The following is a 16,719-nucleotide window of genomic DNA, read 5'->3' on the forward strand; positions in this document are numbered from 1 at the left end:
TTTAATTAAAATTTAAAAATATTAAATATATCGTTAGCTGTTGCAAATATAATTAACCCAAATAACATGATCATACCAATTGTATGAACTCTTTCTTCAAGTTTTTTATCAACTTTTATTCCAATTAATTCTAATATAACAAATATAATTCTTCCTCCATCTAAAGCTGGGAAAGGTAGTAAATTAAATATTCCTACATTTATTGATAAAATAGCTAATAACCAAATTAAAATTCCAGAACTACCACTTTTACTTGCATCTCCTACAACTTTAACTATTCCAACAGGACCACTAATATCCTTAGCTTTTACTTTACCTGTTACAAGCATTTTTACTCCACCTAATGTATCTTCAAATACTCCTATAAATATTTTGAAAGATTGTTTTATTCCCTCTCCAAAACCATATTTTTCAAATTTATATTCAGGAATTATTCCCATTATTGCTGGTTTTTCTTCACTAATTTTAGTCAATGGAACTACCACATCTAAAGTTTTTCCATCTCTTTCTATAACTACATCTAAAGCATCTCTCTTTTTAGAATCTTTTGCTATTGTCTCACCTATCTCAGACCATGTTGTTATTTTTGTCCCATCTATCTCTTTTATAATATCATTTTCTTTCAAAACTGTTGATGCTTTTGCCTCTTTTATTACATTTCCTACTATTGGATTAGTATTTTGAATTGCTTTTCCACTAGCAAATGTTACTCCTAGTATTACTAATAGAGCTAACATAAAATTCATAAATACTCCAGCAAATAAAACTACAAATCTTGCAAATGGTGGCTTACTGTTAAAACCATTTTCAACTTTACTTTCAACTTCCATTCCATCAATATTAACAAATCCACCTATTGGTATTATTCTAATAGAGTATAAAGTTTTTCCAGTATAATAAGAATATAGTTCTGGTCCCATTCCTATTGCAAACTCAGAAACAGGCATTTTAAAAAATCTTGCTGCTAAAAAATGTCCTAATTCATGTATAAAAATTATTAATCCTAGTAATAGTAGCGCTATTATTATATCCATTTTTCCTCCTGTTATAAAATTTCACTTACGAGCTCAAACACCTCATTTGAAATTTCTTCTATTGTTTTTAATCTATTATTTTCAACGCATTCGATCTCTTTCCAAGAGTATTTTTTTGATATTTCACACGCATTTTTATGAGATTTTTTCAAATATTCAACGTTTTTTTCATGAATATCTTTTTTGTCTTCACCAGTTATTTTATTTTTTCTTTCAGCCATTAACTTTTGAGCTGTTTCCGTTGGCATATTTAAAAAAATAACTAAATCTGGTCTTGGTATTTCCATTTTATTATATTCTAAATCTTCTAACCAAGATAAATATATCTCTTTTTCTTTAGAATTATCTATTTTAGATGCTTGGTGAACCATATTTGATGTTGTATACCTATCTGTTATAATTATTCCACCATCTTTATAAAAATTTCCCCAATCGGTTTTATAAGAAGCATATCTATCTATTGCATACATTGTTGAAGCTGGATACGGATTTACTTTTTCCGCATCAGTCCCAAATTCTCCTGCTAAATACATTTTTACTGGAGCACATGCTGGACTATTATAATTTGGAAAAGATATCTTTCTTATTTTCTTAATCTCTTTTGATAACTTTTCAAATAGCATGGCCGTTTGTGTTTCTTTTCCACTTGAATCTGTTCCCTCTATAACTATAAGCTTTCCTTTTTTAATCTCTTCCATAATTATCATAAACCCACTTTCTTGTTTCTTTATCTACATTTTTTATTATCTCTAAAGAATCTACCTCTTTTGCTTCATGAGATTCCATAGCTTTTTCTATAATTTCATATATTTCTAAAAATTTTATTTTACCCTTTAAAAATAGTTCCACTGCAACTTCATTTGCTGAGTTAAATACACACGGCATTGTTTTTCCTATCTTTCCAGCTTGAAAAGCTAACTTTACTCCTTTAAACACACTGTCATCAACTTGAGTAAATGTAAGTTCTCTCAATGATTTTAAATTTAATTTTTCTAATTCTCTACTGCTCTCTCTTTCCGGATACGTAAAAGCATACTGAATAGGTAATTTCATATCAGGTGCTCCTATTTGTGCAATAATAGAGTTGTCTATAAATTCTACCATTGAATGAATTATACTTTGAGGATGAACTAAAACCTCAATATTATCATATTCTATCCCAAATAACATATGAGCTTCTATTACCTCTAAGCCTTTATTAACTAATGTTGAGGAATCAATTGTTATTTTTTTCCCCATAGACCAATTTGGGTGTTTTAAAGCTTGTTCAACTGTTACATCTTTTAACTCCTCTAAAGTTTTACCTCTAAACGTTCCACCACTAGCTGTAATAATCAAATTTCTTACTTCTTCTTTTCTACTACCTTGCATACTTTGAAACAAAGCTGAATGCTCACTATCAACTGGAATTATCTCAGCTTTCGGATATTTTTTTAAAAGCTTATTTATATAATCTCCTGCTGCTACCATTGTTTCTTTGTTTGCTAATGCAATTCTTTTTTCTTTTTTTATCGCTTCAATTGTAGCTTCAATTCCTACAGCTCCACTTATTGCTGTTAAAACTATATCAGTATCTTCAAGAGCTCCCATTGCTTTTAATCCTTCATCTCCAAAATAAATCACTTTTTCTGGATATAGCTTTTGTAGAATTTCAGCATTTTTTTCAGTACCTATACAAAGATATTTTGGGTTAAATTGCTCTATTTGTTCTTTGAATAATTCTAAATTTGAATATGCAGACATTCCTACAACTTTAAATTTCTCTTTTTTGGCCTCTATAACTTTTAGTGCATTTGTTCCAATACTTCCTGTAGAACCCAATATAGTTATATTTTTCATATTCTTTCTCCTCAAAACATTTATATTTCTCTTCTAAAAAAATGGTAGCTTTTTAAGCTACCTTTTTCTCTAAATAAATTTTAACAAATAATATACAACTGGTACAACAAATAACATACTATCAAAACGATCTAATATCCCACCATGTTCTCCTAGTAATTTTCCTGAATCCTTAACTTTAAACTCTCTTTTAAACATAGATTCACCTAAATCACCTATTTGAGCCACTATACTTATTAAAAATCCAAATAATAAAACTACTATTATATTTACATCAGCTCCAAAAATATTAAAATACTTGTTTATCAAATAAATAGTTCCCATTGTAAAAACTATTCCTCCGATAGAACCTTCAATAGATTTTTTTGGACTTATTGAACTAAATCCTTGTTTAAATATTTTTCTACCTATTCCCATTCCTACAAAATATGCAAACGAATCACATACCCACACTAAAATTTGAATTGTTAACAACCATTTTCCACCATTTGGCAAATAATTCATTAATAATAGATGTGTAAATAGTCCTGAAATATAAATAACTCCAAGTAAAGTAATCCCAATATCTCTACTTGAATTTTCAACTTTGTTTTGTAAAACTTTTTTTCCTATTAAAGCTATTGTCAATAGCGTTATTGGCATAAGTATAAGTGTTGAATTATCTACATTTGCAAAATATATTATGTTTGGTATAGCTAATCCAGCTATATATCCTAAATTTACATCTGGTTTTTTCCCACCGATTTCTGCCATTTTATAAAACTCAAACAATCCTACTAAAATAACAAAGTTTACAAACAATAATAGCAAAAACCCTCCTTTTAACAATACTGTCATTAAAAGTGGTATTCCTATTAAAGCTACTAATATCCTATTTAACATCTATTTTACTCCTCCAAAACGCCTATCTCTTTTTTGATAACTTTCTATAGCCTTTATTAACTCATCTTTATTAAAATCTGGCCAATAAGTATCTGTTACATATATTTCAGAATAGGCTATTTGCCATAATAAAAAATTAGAAATTCTCATTTCTCCACTTGTTCTTATTAGTAACTCTGGATCTGGCAATTGATTATATAAGTATTTTTCTACAGTTTCTTCTGTTATTTCTTTTTCGTTATTTTTTACAATCTCTTTTATAGCATCAACTAACTCGGCCCTACCTCCATAATTAAAAGCTATATTCAATGTTATTCCTGTATTTCCTTTTGTTGCTTCTTCCAACTTACTAATCTCTTCAAGAAGATCTTTACTAACACCCTCTTTTCTCCCAGAAACTAAAAACTTAACATTATTCTTCATTAATAATTTTTTTTCATTTTTTAAATAAGTCTTGAAAAGAAACATCAAAGTATCTACTTCTTCCTTTGCTCTTTTCCAATTTTCTGTTGAAAAAGCATAAACTGTTAAATATTTTATACCTAACTCTCCACAAGAAGTTAATATTTTTCTTAAAGTATCTGCTCCAGCTTTATGGCCATATGTTCTAGGCATTCCTTTTTCTTTTGCCCAACGTCCATTCCCATCCATAATTATTGCTATATGATTTGGTACTCTTAAACTCATTATTTTTCTCCTCTCAATAAATCACTAAATTTTACCATATTTAGAACATTTTTTCCATAAAAAAAATGCTTACTAAGTGAACAAAAGAGGTAGTTTTTATGCTACCCCTTTTTACTTTTTGTATAGTTTATTAACTTTTATGAACTCTGCTATCTCTTTTGGTACCATATTCTCTATGGATTCCTCTCTTAAAACAGCTTCTCTCACTCTTGTTGAAGAACAATTCAAAAATGGATTTTTCACCTGTAAAAGATTTGAATCTTTTAACAAGGTAGTATATCCTTCTCGCTGAAGAACAACAACTTTAGCTAATTTTAAAATCTCTTTATAATTTTTCCATTTATGAAAATATGCTCCTGAATCTTCACCAATAATTTCATAATATTCATTATTTGGATATTTTTCAATAATTTTCAACAATGTATCATATGTAAATGAAACCTCTTTTGATTTAACTTCTATATCTGAAACTTCTATTTTCTCTTGATCTTTAAATGCTATTTCACACATTTTTAATCTCATATTCGCATCTGCTAATATATTTTTTCTATGAGAAGGAGTTCCTACAGGTATAACCAAAAGTTTATCTAATTTTAAATAATCTATAATAAACTTTGCCATATATATATGACCATTATGAATAGGATTAAAACTTCCTCCATATATTCCTATTTTCATTTTTAGCCAATCTCCGCAATTGCTTCAATTAAACATTCTGTTGTTGTACTTTCTAAAATACTTTCTCTAATTTTTTTATCTCTAAAAATTTTAGCTAATGATGAAAGTAATTCTAAATATTTTTTACTTTCACCTTTTGGTGCTCCAACTAAGAGTACTATTTTAACTTTTTCTCCGTCTAATGAATCAAAATTTACAGGTCTTTTTAATAATGCAACTGATACCACAATGTCTTTTACTACTTCTGTTCTTGCATGAGGAATTGCAACACCCATTCCAATCCCTGTAGTTCCAACATTTTCTCTCTCTAAAACTTCTTTATAGAATATATCTTTATCAGAAATCAAATCACTATTTTCAGCCATATTAGATACCATTACTTTTAATATCTCATTTTTTGAAACAGATTTATTATCTATAATGTTAATCATTTTTATATTAAAATAATTTAACACCTGTTGCCCCCTTTAAAACTTTATACTATTTAAAATTTCATCTTTAATTTGCCATTGAGTTACTTTATTTTGATTTTTAATTTCATTTAATAACATTGCTCTATATTTCTTTTCATTTTTATATGTATAGCTTTCTAATACCTTTTTATAAGCTAATAAAGATAAATTTTTAATCTCTTCAGAAATTTCTATATTTGAACTATCACTCTCTTCAGAACCTTCTAAACAACTTAAATCATATCTTTGTTTTGTAAAATAACTAATAACTAGATAACCAATTTCATCTATCCATCCAATATTATCCAAAACTTCTTTCATCGCTAAAGCCATTAACGGTTTATAAAAACTTATATTATCCATAAGAGATAAATTAAATAATGTTTTTAGAAACTCCTCTTTATCTTTTAAAGCTAACTCTTTTCCATATTTTTTAGAAAATTCTAATTCACCCTTTATTACTAATTTCATAAAATTTTCTTTTAATTTATCTACAGATATATTCGATAATCTTTCTATTTTTTTCTCTTTAATTCTCTCAATTTTATTGCTCTCTTCTTTTAAAACTCTTTCAAAAATTTCATCACTTTCACAAAATACCATTAAAGGAATTGAAAAATTCATCTCCTTTCTCTTAACTATTCCATCACAATCAATAGTTAAGTAGGCTCTTTTGTCAAGAGTATCCGCATTTTCTATTACTTTTGATACTCTTTTTTCTATTCTACTTTTCATTTATTTCACCAAATCCTTTTAAACTATTATCTTCTAACATTGTAAATTCAATTTTAAGAACAAATAAATTGTCCATTTCTAATCCTTTCGGAAGTTTTACTAAATCTTTTTCTGTTGTTATTATAAAATCTGCATCCATTGCTTTCGCTCTTTTTTTTATAACATCAAAGTCTTTCTCTTTAAAATCATGGTGATCCATAAAATCTACTCTTTCTATGTATTCTGGATTTAAAGAAATTACTGTCTTTTCAAAATTAAGTGGATTTGCAAGTCCTGAAAAAAGAAGGACTCTCTTACCTGCTACCCAAAATAACGGTTTTGCATTTCCTTTTATATCACATAACGAAGTCACTCCGTGTTTAGCAACTGAAACTGACTTCTTAAACTTCACTTTTAAAAATCTTTTCAATGTCTCTAAATCACTTTCTGATATTAAATCGGATTTCGTTATTATAAACTCACTTGCTCTTTCTCCACCTTTTTGAAAGTCCTCTCTTAAAGTACCTTTAGGTAATAACGCACCCCATCCAAAGGGATTTGTCGCATCAATCAATACAATATCTCTATTTCTCTTTAATTTTCTATGTTGAAACCCATCATCTAGTATTATTGTGTCTACTCCAAACTTTTCTACTGCTAATTTACAAGCCTCATATCTATTTCTTCCTACTATAACAGGCGTCTTTAAATTTAAAGCATGAATATAAGGTTCGTCTCCACTCTCTTTAGATGTAACTAATATTTTTTTCCCATCGCTTACTACTAAGGGATCAATTTTTCTTTTTCCTCTATATCCTCTTGATACTATAGCAACTTTTCTCCCCATTTTCAGAAGTTTTTTTGCAAAGAATTGAACTGCTGGAGTTTTTCCAGTACCTCCAACAGTTATATTCCCTATACATAAAATATCAACATCTGGTATCTCATTTATTTTAAGATACCTTTTATCGTAAAGCCAATTTCGTATTGAGGTTATTAAAAAATATATATACGATAAAAGTCTCATTTTTTCCTCTCTTTACTAAATTTTTACTTGAACTAATTTAGAAATTCCTATTTTTTTATTCATTGTTACTCCATATAGAGAATCTGATGCCTTCATAGTTTCTTTATTATGAGTTATTAAAATAAATTGAGATCTATCAGTAAACTCTTTTAATTTTCCAATTAATTTTCTAGTATTTTTTTCATCAAGAGCAGCCTCAATCTCATCTAAAAATGTAAATGGACTAGGTTTATACATAAATATTGCCATTATAAATGCTATTGCAACCATTGACTTTTCTCCACCAGAAAGTAGTGAAAGAGCTTGTCTTTTTTTATTTTTATATTTTACTGATATTTCAACACCACAATTTTGGAAATCTTCTCCATTATGAAGTGATAATTTACCTTCTGAGTTATCCAATGTTTCTATACACATCTCATTAAAGTTTTTATTTATCTCCTCATAAGCCTCATAGAATTTTTCTTCTATTGTTTGATCAATTTCTTTTATTAAAAGAGATAGACTTTTTTCTCCTTTTACTAAATCTTCTCTTTGTAAATCAATAAACTTATATTTATTATCCAACTCTTTGAACTCTTCAATTGAAAGTAAATTTACAGATTCAAAACCTCTTAATTTTAATTCTAACTCTCTTACTTTTGTTCTTGAAGTTTTTATATCTTCCTCTTTTAATGAGTATTCTTCAACTTCTACTAACTCTTCTAATTGAATTAAAATCTCTTCAATCTCTCTAGAAATACGCTCCTTTCTTTCTAGTTCTCTATTTAAAATTTCTTTTTCTTTGAATAAAGTTGTTTCAATTTCTCTTGAATTTTTTATCATATCTTTTGATTTTTCTTCTAAAATATGATCCTCTTTCTTCATATCTTTTAGTTCTTGATTTTCATTTTCAAACTTTATATTTTTATTTTTTATATCTTCTGCTATAGTATGAGCCTTTTCTTCTAATTTTTCAAGTTCTTTTTTTATTTCTATTAAAATATTTGATATTTTATCCTTTTTCTCCTGTTGCTCTCTTTGATCATTCTTTTCTTTTTCTTCTTCTTTTTCAATTTGGATAAATCTATCTTTACTATTTAAATATAGTATTCTTATATCTGAAAATTTATTTCTTAAATCATTTATCTCTGTATTTAAAATTTGAATTGTAGAATTTTCATTATCTAATTCATTTTTTAAATCTGATACTATTTTTTCAGTTATCTCTTTTTCACTTTGAGAGTTTTCAACTCTTTTAGCATACTCTTTACTATAATTTTCCTCTTCTTGAATCTCAATATCTACTACTCTTTTTTCCTTTTCTAGCTTTTCACTTCTTGATTTTAAATCTAAGTATAACTCTTCTGCTATTTTAGATTGTTTTCTTAGACTATCTTCTAGTGCGTCAATTCCACCTATTTCATCTTCGTACTTCTCAAGTTTTTTACTCATAACTTGAATTTTTTCATTCCAATCCTTTAATTTAGATGACATCTCTCTTGTGCTATCTTCTAAAGTTTTAATCTCTTTTTTTCTTTCAAAAATCTGAGCAACAATAGAGTTTGAATTTTCTCCACCTGTTATTCTTCCTCTAGAACTTAATAGTTCACCAGAAAGGGTTACTATATTTCCGCTATAACTATTTTCTTTTAATATTTTTAAAGCAACATCTGCCTCTGTTACAACTAAAATATTTCCTAATAACATATCTAATACTTTACTATATTTTTTATCTACAGTTACTAAATCTGAAGCTCTTCCTATAACGCCCTCTTTTTTAGGAACATCTTTTATTGAACCAACTTTAATTGTATCTAAAGCTAAAAATGAAGCTCTTCCAGCTTTTTTTTCTTTTAAAACTTCTATTCCTTTTTTAGCTACCTCACTTGTTGTTACAACTATATCTTGTAAGTTACCTGGAATTGCAGCTTCTATCGCCTTTTGATAATTTTCTGGTACAGTTATTAATGATATAACTGCCCCTTCTACTCCTGATATCTTAGCATTTAAAACCTCTTTTACACCTTTATAAAATCCTTCATTACTTTCTTGAACTCTATAAAGAGCTTGAAGTTTAGCTGAAGCTCTTTTTTCTTCAAATTCAGCATTCCTTACTAATTCAGCAGCTTTATTCATATCTCTACTTAAATCACTGATCTCTTGCTCTAATTTTATCTGTCTCTCTTCTGTTTCTTTTAATTCTTTTTGCTTTAATTCTTTATTTTTTAAAGCTTTTTCTAACTCTTTTGAGTTTTCTTCTATTTTTTTATCGAATCCCTCTTTCTCCTCTTTTAAAGATGAAATCTTGAATTCACTACCTTTCATTCTTCTTGTAGAACTTTCAATTTCGTTTAAAAGTTTTAACTTTTCAACTTCTAAATCCATTATTTTTCTCTTTTTTAATTCAATACTAATCTCTTTATCTCTTTTATTCGTTTCTTTTTCTTCGATAGATTTTTCAAACTCTTTATTTTTCGTCTCAATATCTAAAACTCTTTCTTTTACTCTCTCTTTTTCTTCTTTTAGTTTTACTAATATTTGGTCTTTAGATTCTATAGTTCTTTCTACAAAAATTATCTCTTCTTCTTTTTGTTTTAACTCTCTTGTATAAGATGTTATTCTTTCTCTAACTCTTATCTCTTCCTTTTCTAGTGCCTCAATTTCTGATTTTAAAGAAGTGTTACTCTCAGAAAAATTTTCTATTTTAGAGTATAACTCTTTTCTTCTATTTTCTATTAGATTAAGTTCTATTTCTAACTTTTTTAACTCATCTTCTAATGTTGAAGTTATTGTTGTTAATCGTTCTTGCTCTTTCTCTCCTGATTTTAATATTTCATCTTTAGAGTTTAAATCAAATGTTAAAACTCCTTTTTGTAAAATATTTTTTTCATCTTTTAGAGATAAATATTCAATGGCTTTTTTAGATTGCTTTTCAACTCTTGTTCTATTTTCACCAATTTCATTTAAAACTAATTCTATTTTCTCAAGTTCATTTTGAACTTTTTCTAATCTTTTTTCAGACTCCATTTTTTTCTGCTGAAACTTCTTTACTCCTGCTGCTTCTTCTATTATACTTTTAATCTCTTTATTTGAAGATGAAATTATTCTTTCTACTTTTCCTTGTCCTATTACAGAATAAGCACTTTTTCCAACTCCAGTATCTAGAAATAGTTCTCCGATATCTTTTAATCTAACTTTTTTGTCATTGATTAAATAATCATTATCTCCATTTTGAGACATTTTTCTTGTAATTTTTATACTATCCGCTTCAATTGGAAAAAAATTATCTCTATTATCTATAAAAAGAGAAACTTCTGCATAATTTGCAGGTTTTTTTCCCTCTCCACCAGAAAATATAATATCTTTACTCTCTTTAGCTCTTATATTTTTATAAGATTGTTCACCTAAAACCCATAATATTCCATCTAATATATTTGACTTTCCACTTCCATTTGGTCCAACAATAGAGGTTATCCCTCCATCAAAATCTATTCTTATTCTTTCACCGAAAGACTTAAATCCATAAATTTCTACACCTTTTAAGTACATCTTATCTCCCTAATAACTTTTGTCTTAAAAAAAGCTAACCCATTAGGTTAGCCTATATTTAATATTTTATCAATTCCATTTTTTAAAGCTTCTAAAGCTTTTGCTCTATGGCTAATTTGATTTTTTATTTCAGGCATCTCAGCAAATGTTTTATCATACTCTGGTAAATAGAAATGAGGATCATATCCAAAGCCATCTTTTCCTCTAGCCTCATCTATAATTACTCCCTCTATTTCACCTCTAAAAGAGTGATACTCTCCATTTGGTTTTCCTAAAGTTATCACAGTCACGAATTTTGCTTTTCTATTCTCTATCCCTTGTAAGTTCTCTATTAGTTTTTTATTATTTGCTGAATCATTTCCATCTTCTCCAGCGTATCTAGCAGAGTAAACTCCAGGCTCACCATTTAAAGCTTCAACACAAAGACCTGAATCATCTGAAATTGTGATCATGTTTGTAAATTTTGCTATTTCTAATGCCTTCTTTTTAGAATTTTCTTCAAAAGTATCTCCATCTTCTATAACCTCAGGAATTTCTATTCCATCTTTTATAGAAAGTATTTCAAAATCTAATCCAGATAAAATTTTTGACATCTCATCTATTTTTTTCTTATTTCCTGTGGCTAAAAATATTTTCATTACTTAGAAAACTCCTCCTCTATCTCTTTTCTTTGGATATCTATTAACTCATAAATCCCTTTTTCAGCTAAATCTAATAACTCGTTTAACTCTTTTCTTGAGAAAGTTGCTTCTTCTCCAGTTCCCTGAATCTCTACAAACTCTCCTTTATCATTCATAATTACATTCATATCTACTTCTGCCTCTGAATCTTCAGTATACATTAAATCAAGTACTGGAGTTCCTTTTACAGTTCCAACAGATATTGCTGCAATGTTAGCTATAATCGGATTTTCTGCTAATAGACCTTTCTCCATAAGTCTTCTCATAGCCATTTCTAACGCTATAAATCCACCTGTAATTGATGTAGTTCTTGTTCCACCATCTGCTTGGATTACATCACAATCGATAGTTATTGTTCTTTCTCCTAATTTCTCAAGATCAATACAAGCTCTTAAAGCTCTTCCTATAAGTCTTTGAATCTCCATTGTTCTTCCACCAAGTTTTCCTTTAGCAGCTTCTCTTTGATTTCTCTCTCCTGTTGCTCTTGGTAACATTGAATATTCAGCTGTTATCCATCCTTTACCTTGATTTTTTAAAAAAGGTGGTACCTTTTCTACAACTGTTGCAGTACAAATAACTTTTGTATTTCCAATTTCTATTAAAACACACCCTTCAGCATACATAGTGTAGTTTCTAGTAATCTTTACTTCTCTTTTTTCATTTGTTTTTCTTCCGTCTAATCTTATCATTTCTCTTCCTCTCTATATATACTGTTCTAACTCTTCAAGTTTTTGGTTTTCAATTAAATCTACTGTTTCTATAGGTTCTATTTTTCCAAACTGAATCTCGTAAAGTTTTCTGTATATTCCGTTATTTTCTAGTAATTTTTGATGTGTTCCTACCTCTTTTATTTCTCCATTTTCCATTACAACTATTTTATCAGCATTTATTATCGTAGATAATCTATGAGCTATAACAAATGTTGTTCTCCCCTTCATCAGAGTATCTAAAGCTTCTTGAACTAATCTTTCAGATTCTGTGTCCAAAGCCGATGTTGCCTCATCAAGTATCATAATACTTGGATTTTGAATTAGTGCTCTAGCTATTGCAAGCCTTTGCTTTTGTCCACCTGATAAAAGAACACCTCTTTCTCCAACCTCTGTTTCAAATTGATTTGGTAATTCCATTATAAAGTTATATGCATTTGCCATTTTAGCAGCATTTATTATTTCATCTTTTGAGACATTATCTTTTCCAAAACCAATATTTTCACCAATAGTTCCACTAAATAAGAAAGTTTCTTGTGGTACTATTCCAATATGGTTTCTATACTTTTGTAACGACATCTCTCTTATATCAATACCATTTATTTTTATACTTCCTGAAGTTATATCATAGTATCTTGGTAATAGATTTACTAAAGTTGTTTTTCCACTTCCACTTTTTCCTACTAAAGCAACTACTTCTCCTGCTTTAACATTTAAATTAAAGTTTTTTAATACTTTTTCATCTCCATCGTCATACCTAAAGTCAACGTTATTAAAGTCAATTGTCTTTATAGTATCTGGTACTTCTTTTACATCTTCTCCTATATGATCTGGCTCTAATTCTACATCCAAAATTTCAATAACTCTATCCGCAGATGGTAAAGCCTCTTGTAATTCACTATTTCTTTTAATTAAAGTTTTTAGTGGTTGCTGCATAAGTCCTATTGCAGTTATAAAAGATATTAAATCTCCTGGTGTCATACTTTGAATAACAATTATTTGATATCCACCATAACCTGCCACTAATAAAATCATTATTGTTGCTAAAACTTCATTTATAGGTGATATCTTAGCTTTTATTTTTGTCGTTTTATATATTTTATCAAACTCTTCTTGAGTTACATCCATATATTTATCAATAATTTTATCACTTCTATTAAAACCTTTTATAACTGATATTCCGGATAAAGCTTCTTGAACAAAAGCAGTTACATCTCCAACTGTATCTTGTCTAACTCTTCCCGATTTTCTAATTTTCTTTGTATATTTTTTTACCATAGAAAGTATTGCTGGTAAAACAGTTAGCGATATTAATGCTAATACAAAGTCAACTTGAAACATTCTAAATAAAAGAGCAACAACAGTTACAAACTCTTTTAACATATCAAATAGCATAAATCCTATTCTTCCAAGAGTTGTTGAATCACCTGAAAGTCTAGCCATCAAATCCCCTAGCTTATTTTGTTTAAAATATGCTATTGGTAATCTTTGCAAATGTGAAAATACATCTATTTTTATATCTCTTCTTATCTTTTCTGTTATATATCCTGATGAAATATCTGCAAAATAGTTTGTTATAACTTTCAAAATAGTAGATGCAAAAATAGCTCCAATAACAATCATCATCATTTTTGCATTTTTCTTTACTAAAACATCATCTATTAAATATTTACTTAGCCACGCAGGTACCGCACTCATCAAAGATGTTACAGTAGATAATAATATTACTCCTAACATAGCTGTTTTATATTTCAAACTATATTTTAAGAAAGTTTTTAAAGATTTATTTTTAAAAAACCCCATTATTTTCCTATCTAATTCATTAATTTTTTCCATTTTATTTTCCTTTCAATAAAAATTCAGCATATCTTTTTGTAATATCTACTCCAGAAAGCTTCTCTCTTATTCGTTGAATTTTTTCTTGAACAGAGTCTAAATTTTCTAAAACAGTTTTCATACTTTTTTCTATTTCCACAGAGTTACATTTTTTTTGTAATAACTCAGGAAAAACCTCTTCATTTAAAGTTAAATTTGGTAAAGATACAAACCCAACTTTTAAGATATATTTAGCTATAAAATAATTTATAAAATTAGTTTTGTAAACAACTATTGTAGGAATGCCCAATAAAGCTAATTCTAAAGTTACTGTTCCCGATGCAGCTATAGCTATCTTACTATCTCTTACACTATTATTCAAAGATATATCATAACAAACTTCTAAGTTAGTTAAATCTGTTAAATTTTCATCAATCCACTTTAAATGTTCTTTTGAAGAAAGTTTTAGAAGATATTTTTCATTTGGATTTCTTTTTACAAGATTTATAAAATCAGGCATTAAAGATTTTATTTCTTGTTTTCTACTACCTGGAAGTAGTAAAATTTTATTTCCAGTTCGATCTACTTTTTTGTATCTTTCTGTAAATGGATTACCGTAATATATCGCATTTACATTATGCTTTTTATAAAAATCAACTTCCCAGGGAAAAATAACCATAATATGGTCAGCTAATTTCAATTTATCAATTCTTTTTTCTCCCCAAATCCAAAGTTTTGGAGGAATATAGTAAAAAATTTCAACGTCTTTAATCTCTCTTTTCAGTAGCTCTAAAAATTTCAGATTAAACCCACCATAATCTACCATAATAACTTTTTTTATATTTTCTCTTTTTATAAAATCAAGATATTCTTCAGCTTTATTTTTTAAATAACTATATTTTTTTATCGCTTCAGTAAATCCCATAATTGCTAATTCATCAATATCTTGTATTATATTGACTCCTGCATTTTTAGAGTGTTTACCGGCAACTCCATAAAACTCTACATTTTTATCTAAATCTTTAGCTTCTTTTACTAAATAAGATAGGTGTAAATCTCCTGACACCTCTCCTGTAGAAACAAATATTTTCATATTTTCACTCCAATAATAAAGATATTATTTTTTTCTGCTAAATCTATGCAATCTTTCATATCTAAAAATAACATCTTATTTGCTTCAGCTACAATTCCCTTAGCTTTTATTTGTATAGCTCTTTTTACTGTTTCTATTCCTACTGCGGGAATATCAACTCTCATATCTTGCTGAGGTCTTGCCATTTTTATAATTATACATCCCTCGCCTGCATACTTTCCAGCTCTTTCTATTGTTTTATCTGTCCCTTCGATTCCCTCTAACGCTACAACTGATGAATTTTTACAAACAACTGTTTGCCCTGCATCTACTTCACTAAGCGCTTTAGCCGCTTCTATTCCAACTTCTATTGTTTTTTTATCTTCTTGAGAAAGTGTATTTCCAGTATAACATTTCTCCTTAAACATCATATCTCCCAACAAATGATTCTGAGGTAATACTTTTATTTTATTTAGTCTTAAAAATGATATTACACCAAACAATAAAGTTTCATCTTTTTTATCTGGTAATTTCTCCATTAATTTCTCTCCAAAGTAATCTAATTTCATTTGTTGGAATAAAATTGATTTTTCTACTTTTCCAAGCATCACAACTTCTTTTATATCATTTAATAATAAATATTTTGTTATCTCTCCTATTTCTCCTATATTGAAGTTTCTATAGTTTTTATGTTTCTTTATATCTTCTTCAATTGTATCAAAAAGTCCTATTAAGTATACCTCTATCCCTTTAGCTTCCGCTTCCTTAAGGAAATATAGAGGTAACTTACCGTTACCTACTATTATTCCAACTTTTTTCATTATCTTGTAATCCCCCTATTACTAGTCTTTATAAATTCTACAAGATACTTTATATTTTTATCCTCAGGGAATTCATTTTCAAGCTCAACTAAAGCATCTTTTAATGGATTTCCATTTCTAAAAATAATTCTATATGCTTTTTTCAAATTTGAACGATCCTCTTCTGTAAATCCTTTTCTTCTAAGTCCTACTGTATTTAATCCTCTTATAACGGCTTTGTTTCCTTCAGCCATAACAAACGGACAAATATCTTGGTTTATTGCACTTCCTCCACCAGTCATAGAGTAAGAACCTATTCTACAGAATTGATGCACTGGTGTTAATCCACCTATTATGGCAAAATCATCAACTGTTACATGTCCAGCCAAAGTAACTCCGTTTGCTAGTATACAGTTATCTCCCACTATTACATCATGAGCAACATGCACATATGCCATTAGCAAGTTGTTGCTTCCAATTCTTGTTTCCCATCTATCATCTGTTCCTCTGTGAATTGTTACAAACTCTCTAATGCTATTGTTATCTCCAATTATAGTTTTTGTTGGTTCACCTTTATATTTTAAATCTTGTGAAGCTTTTCCAATAGAAACAAAAGAATAGATTATGTTATTTTCTCCTATTTCAGTTATTCCTTCAACTACAACATGAGATTGTAATACTGTATTTTTTCCAATCTTTACGTCTTTTCCCACTATACAGAAAGGACCTATCTTTACTCCCGGTTCCAGTATTGCTCCATCCTCAACTATAGCAGTGCTATGAATTTCAGTCACTATTTTT

General features: G+C 28.2%; 16 protein-coding genes. All 16 read right to left on the bottom strand.

Annotated features, from left to right (window positions below):
* Nucleotides 1–5: 5 nt before the first annotated feature.
* Nucleotides 6–1,034 carry a M50 family metallopeptidase gene (locus MKD34_RS05320; protein WP_240218584.1) on the bottom strand — a complete coding sequence of 343 codons (1,029 nt, stop codon included), beginning with the start codon at nucleotides 1,032–1,034 and terminating at the stop codon, nucleotides 6–8.
* Nucleotides 1,035–1,045: 11 nt separating this feature from the next.
* On the bottom strand, nucleotides 1,046–1,741 hold the full coding sequence (locus tag MKD34_RS05325) for a dTMP kinase (RefSeq protein ID WP_240218585.1): 696 nt from the start codon (nucleotides 1,739–1,741) through the stop codon (nucleotides 1,046–1,048).
* Entirely contained in the window at nucleotides 1,719–2,873 is a 1,155-nt protein-coding gene (gene dxr / locus MKD34_RS05330; protein ID WP_240218586.1) for a 1-deoxy-D-xylulose-5-phosphate reductoisomerase, read from the bottom strand. The genes MKD34_RS05325 and dxr overlap by 23 nt, the downstream gene beginning before the upstream one ends.
* Nucleotides 2,874–2,942: 69 nt before the next feature.
* The gene (locus MKD34_RS05335) at nucleotides 2,943–3,755 is read right to left on the bottom strand and encodes a phosphatidate cytidylyltransferase (protein WP_240218587.1); all 813 of its coding nucleotides are present in this window, start codon (nucleotides 3,753–3,755) and stop codon (nucleotides 2,943–2,945) included.
* A complete protein-coding gene (locus MKD34_RS05340; protein ID WP_240218588.1) occupies nucleotides 3,756–4,442 on the bottom strand; it encodes an isoprenyl transferase in 687 nt (228 codons plus the stop codon).
* Between the two features lie 111 nt (nucleotides 4,443–4,553).
* Nucleotides 4,554–5,120: a nicotinate (nicotinamide) nucleotide adenylyltransferase gene (gene nadD / locus MKD34_RS05345; RefSeq protein ID WP_240218589.1), complete on the bottom strand. Its 567-nt coding sequence runs from the start codon at nucleotides 5,118–5,120 to the stop codon at nucleotides 4,554–4,556.
* 2 nt (nucleotides 5,121–5,122) lie between these two features.
* A complete protein-coding gene (locus MKD34_RS05350) occupies nucleotides 5,123–5,575 on the bottom strand; it encodes a PTS sugar transporter subunit IIA (protein ID WP_240218590.1) in 453 nt (150 codons plus the stop codon).
* A gap of 12 nt (nucleotides 5,576–5,587) precedes the next feature.
* Nucleotides 5,588–6,307 carry a hypothetical protein gene (locus MKD34_RS05355; RefSeq protein WP_240218591.1) on the bottom strand — a complete coding sequence of 240 codons (720 nt, stop codon included), beginning with the start codon at nucleotides 6,305–6,307 and terminating at the stop codon, nucleotides 5,588–5,590.
* Nucleotides 6,297–7,313, bottom strand: coding sequence for a tetraacyldisaccharide 4'-kinase (gene lpxK, locus MKD34_RS05360; protein WP_240218592.1), 1,017 nt, complete (start codon nucleotides 7,311–7,313; stop codon nucleotides 6,297–6,299). The genes MKD34_RS05355 and lpxK overlap by 11 nt, the downstream gene beginning before the upstream one ends.
* A gap of 15 nt (nucleotides 7,314–7,328) precedes the next feature.
* Nucleotides 7,329–10,844 (bottom strand): chromosome segregation protein SMC, encoded by a 3,516-nt coding sequence (smc, locus tag MKD34_RS05365; protein ID WP_240218593.1) that lies wholly within the window; start codon nucleotides 10,842–10,844, stop codon nucleotides 7,329–7,331.
* Nucleotides 10,845–10,891: 47 nt separating this feature from the next.
* A complete protein-coding gene (locus MKD34_RS05370) occupies nucleotides 10,892–11,482 on the bottom strand; it encodes an XTP/dITP diphosphatase (RefSeq protein ID WP_240218594.1) in 591 nt (196 codons plus the stop codon).
* Complete coding sequence (rph, locus tag MKD34_RS05375) at nucleotides 11,482–12,213, bottom strand: ribonuclease PH (RefSeq protein ID WP_282441574.1); 732 nt, start codon at nucleotides 12,211–12,213, stop codon at nucleotides 11,482–11,484. Before rph ends, MKD34_RS05370 begins: the two co-directional genes overlap by 1 nt.
* Nucleotides 12,214–12,225: 12 nt before the next feature.
* Entirely contained in the window at nucleotides 12,226–14,067 is a 1,842-nt protein-coding gene (locus MKD34_RS05380) for an ABC transporter ATP-binding protein (RefSeq protein ID WP_240218595.1), read from the bottom strand.
* 1 nt (nucleotide 14,068) lies between these two features.
* Entirely contained in the window at nucleotides 14,069–15,139 is a 1,071-nt protein-coding gene (gene lpxB / locus MKD34_RS05385) for a lipid-A-disaccharide synthase (RefSeq protein WP_240218596.1), read from the bottom strand.
* The gene (locus MKD34_RS05390) at nucleotides 15,136–15,939 is read right to left on the bottom strand and encodes an LpxI family protein (RefSeq protein WP_240218597.1); all 804 of its coding nucleotides are present in this window, start codon (nucleotides 15,937–15,939) and stop codon (nucleotides 15,136–15,138) included. Before MKD34_RS05390 ends, lpxB begins: the two co-directional genes overlap by 4 nt.
* A complete protein-coding gene (gene lpxA / locus MKD34_RS05395; RefSeq protein ID WP_240218598.1) occupies nucleotides 15,939–16,712 on the bottom strand; it encodes an acyl-ACP--UDP-N-acetylglucosamine O-acyltransferase in 774 nt (257 codons plus the stop codon). The genes MKD34_RS05390 and lpxA overlap by 1 nt, the downstream gene beginning before the upstream one ends.
* Nucleotides 16,713–16,719 lie beyond the last annotated feature (7 nt).

Origin of the sequence: Cetobacterium somerae, assembly GCF_022430525.1 — a bacterium.
Classification (GTDB): domain Bacteria; phylum Fusobacteriota; class Fusobacteriia; order Fusobacteriales; family Fusobacteriaceae; genus Cetobacterium_A.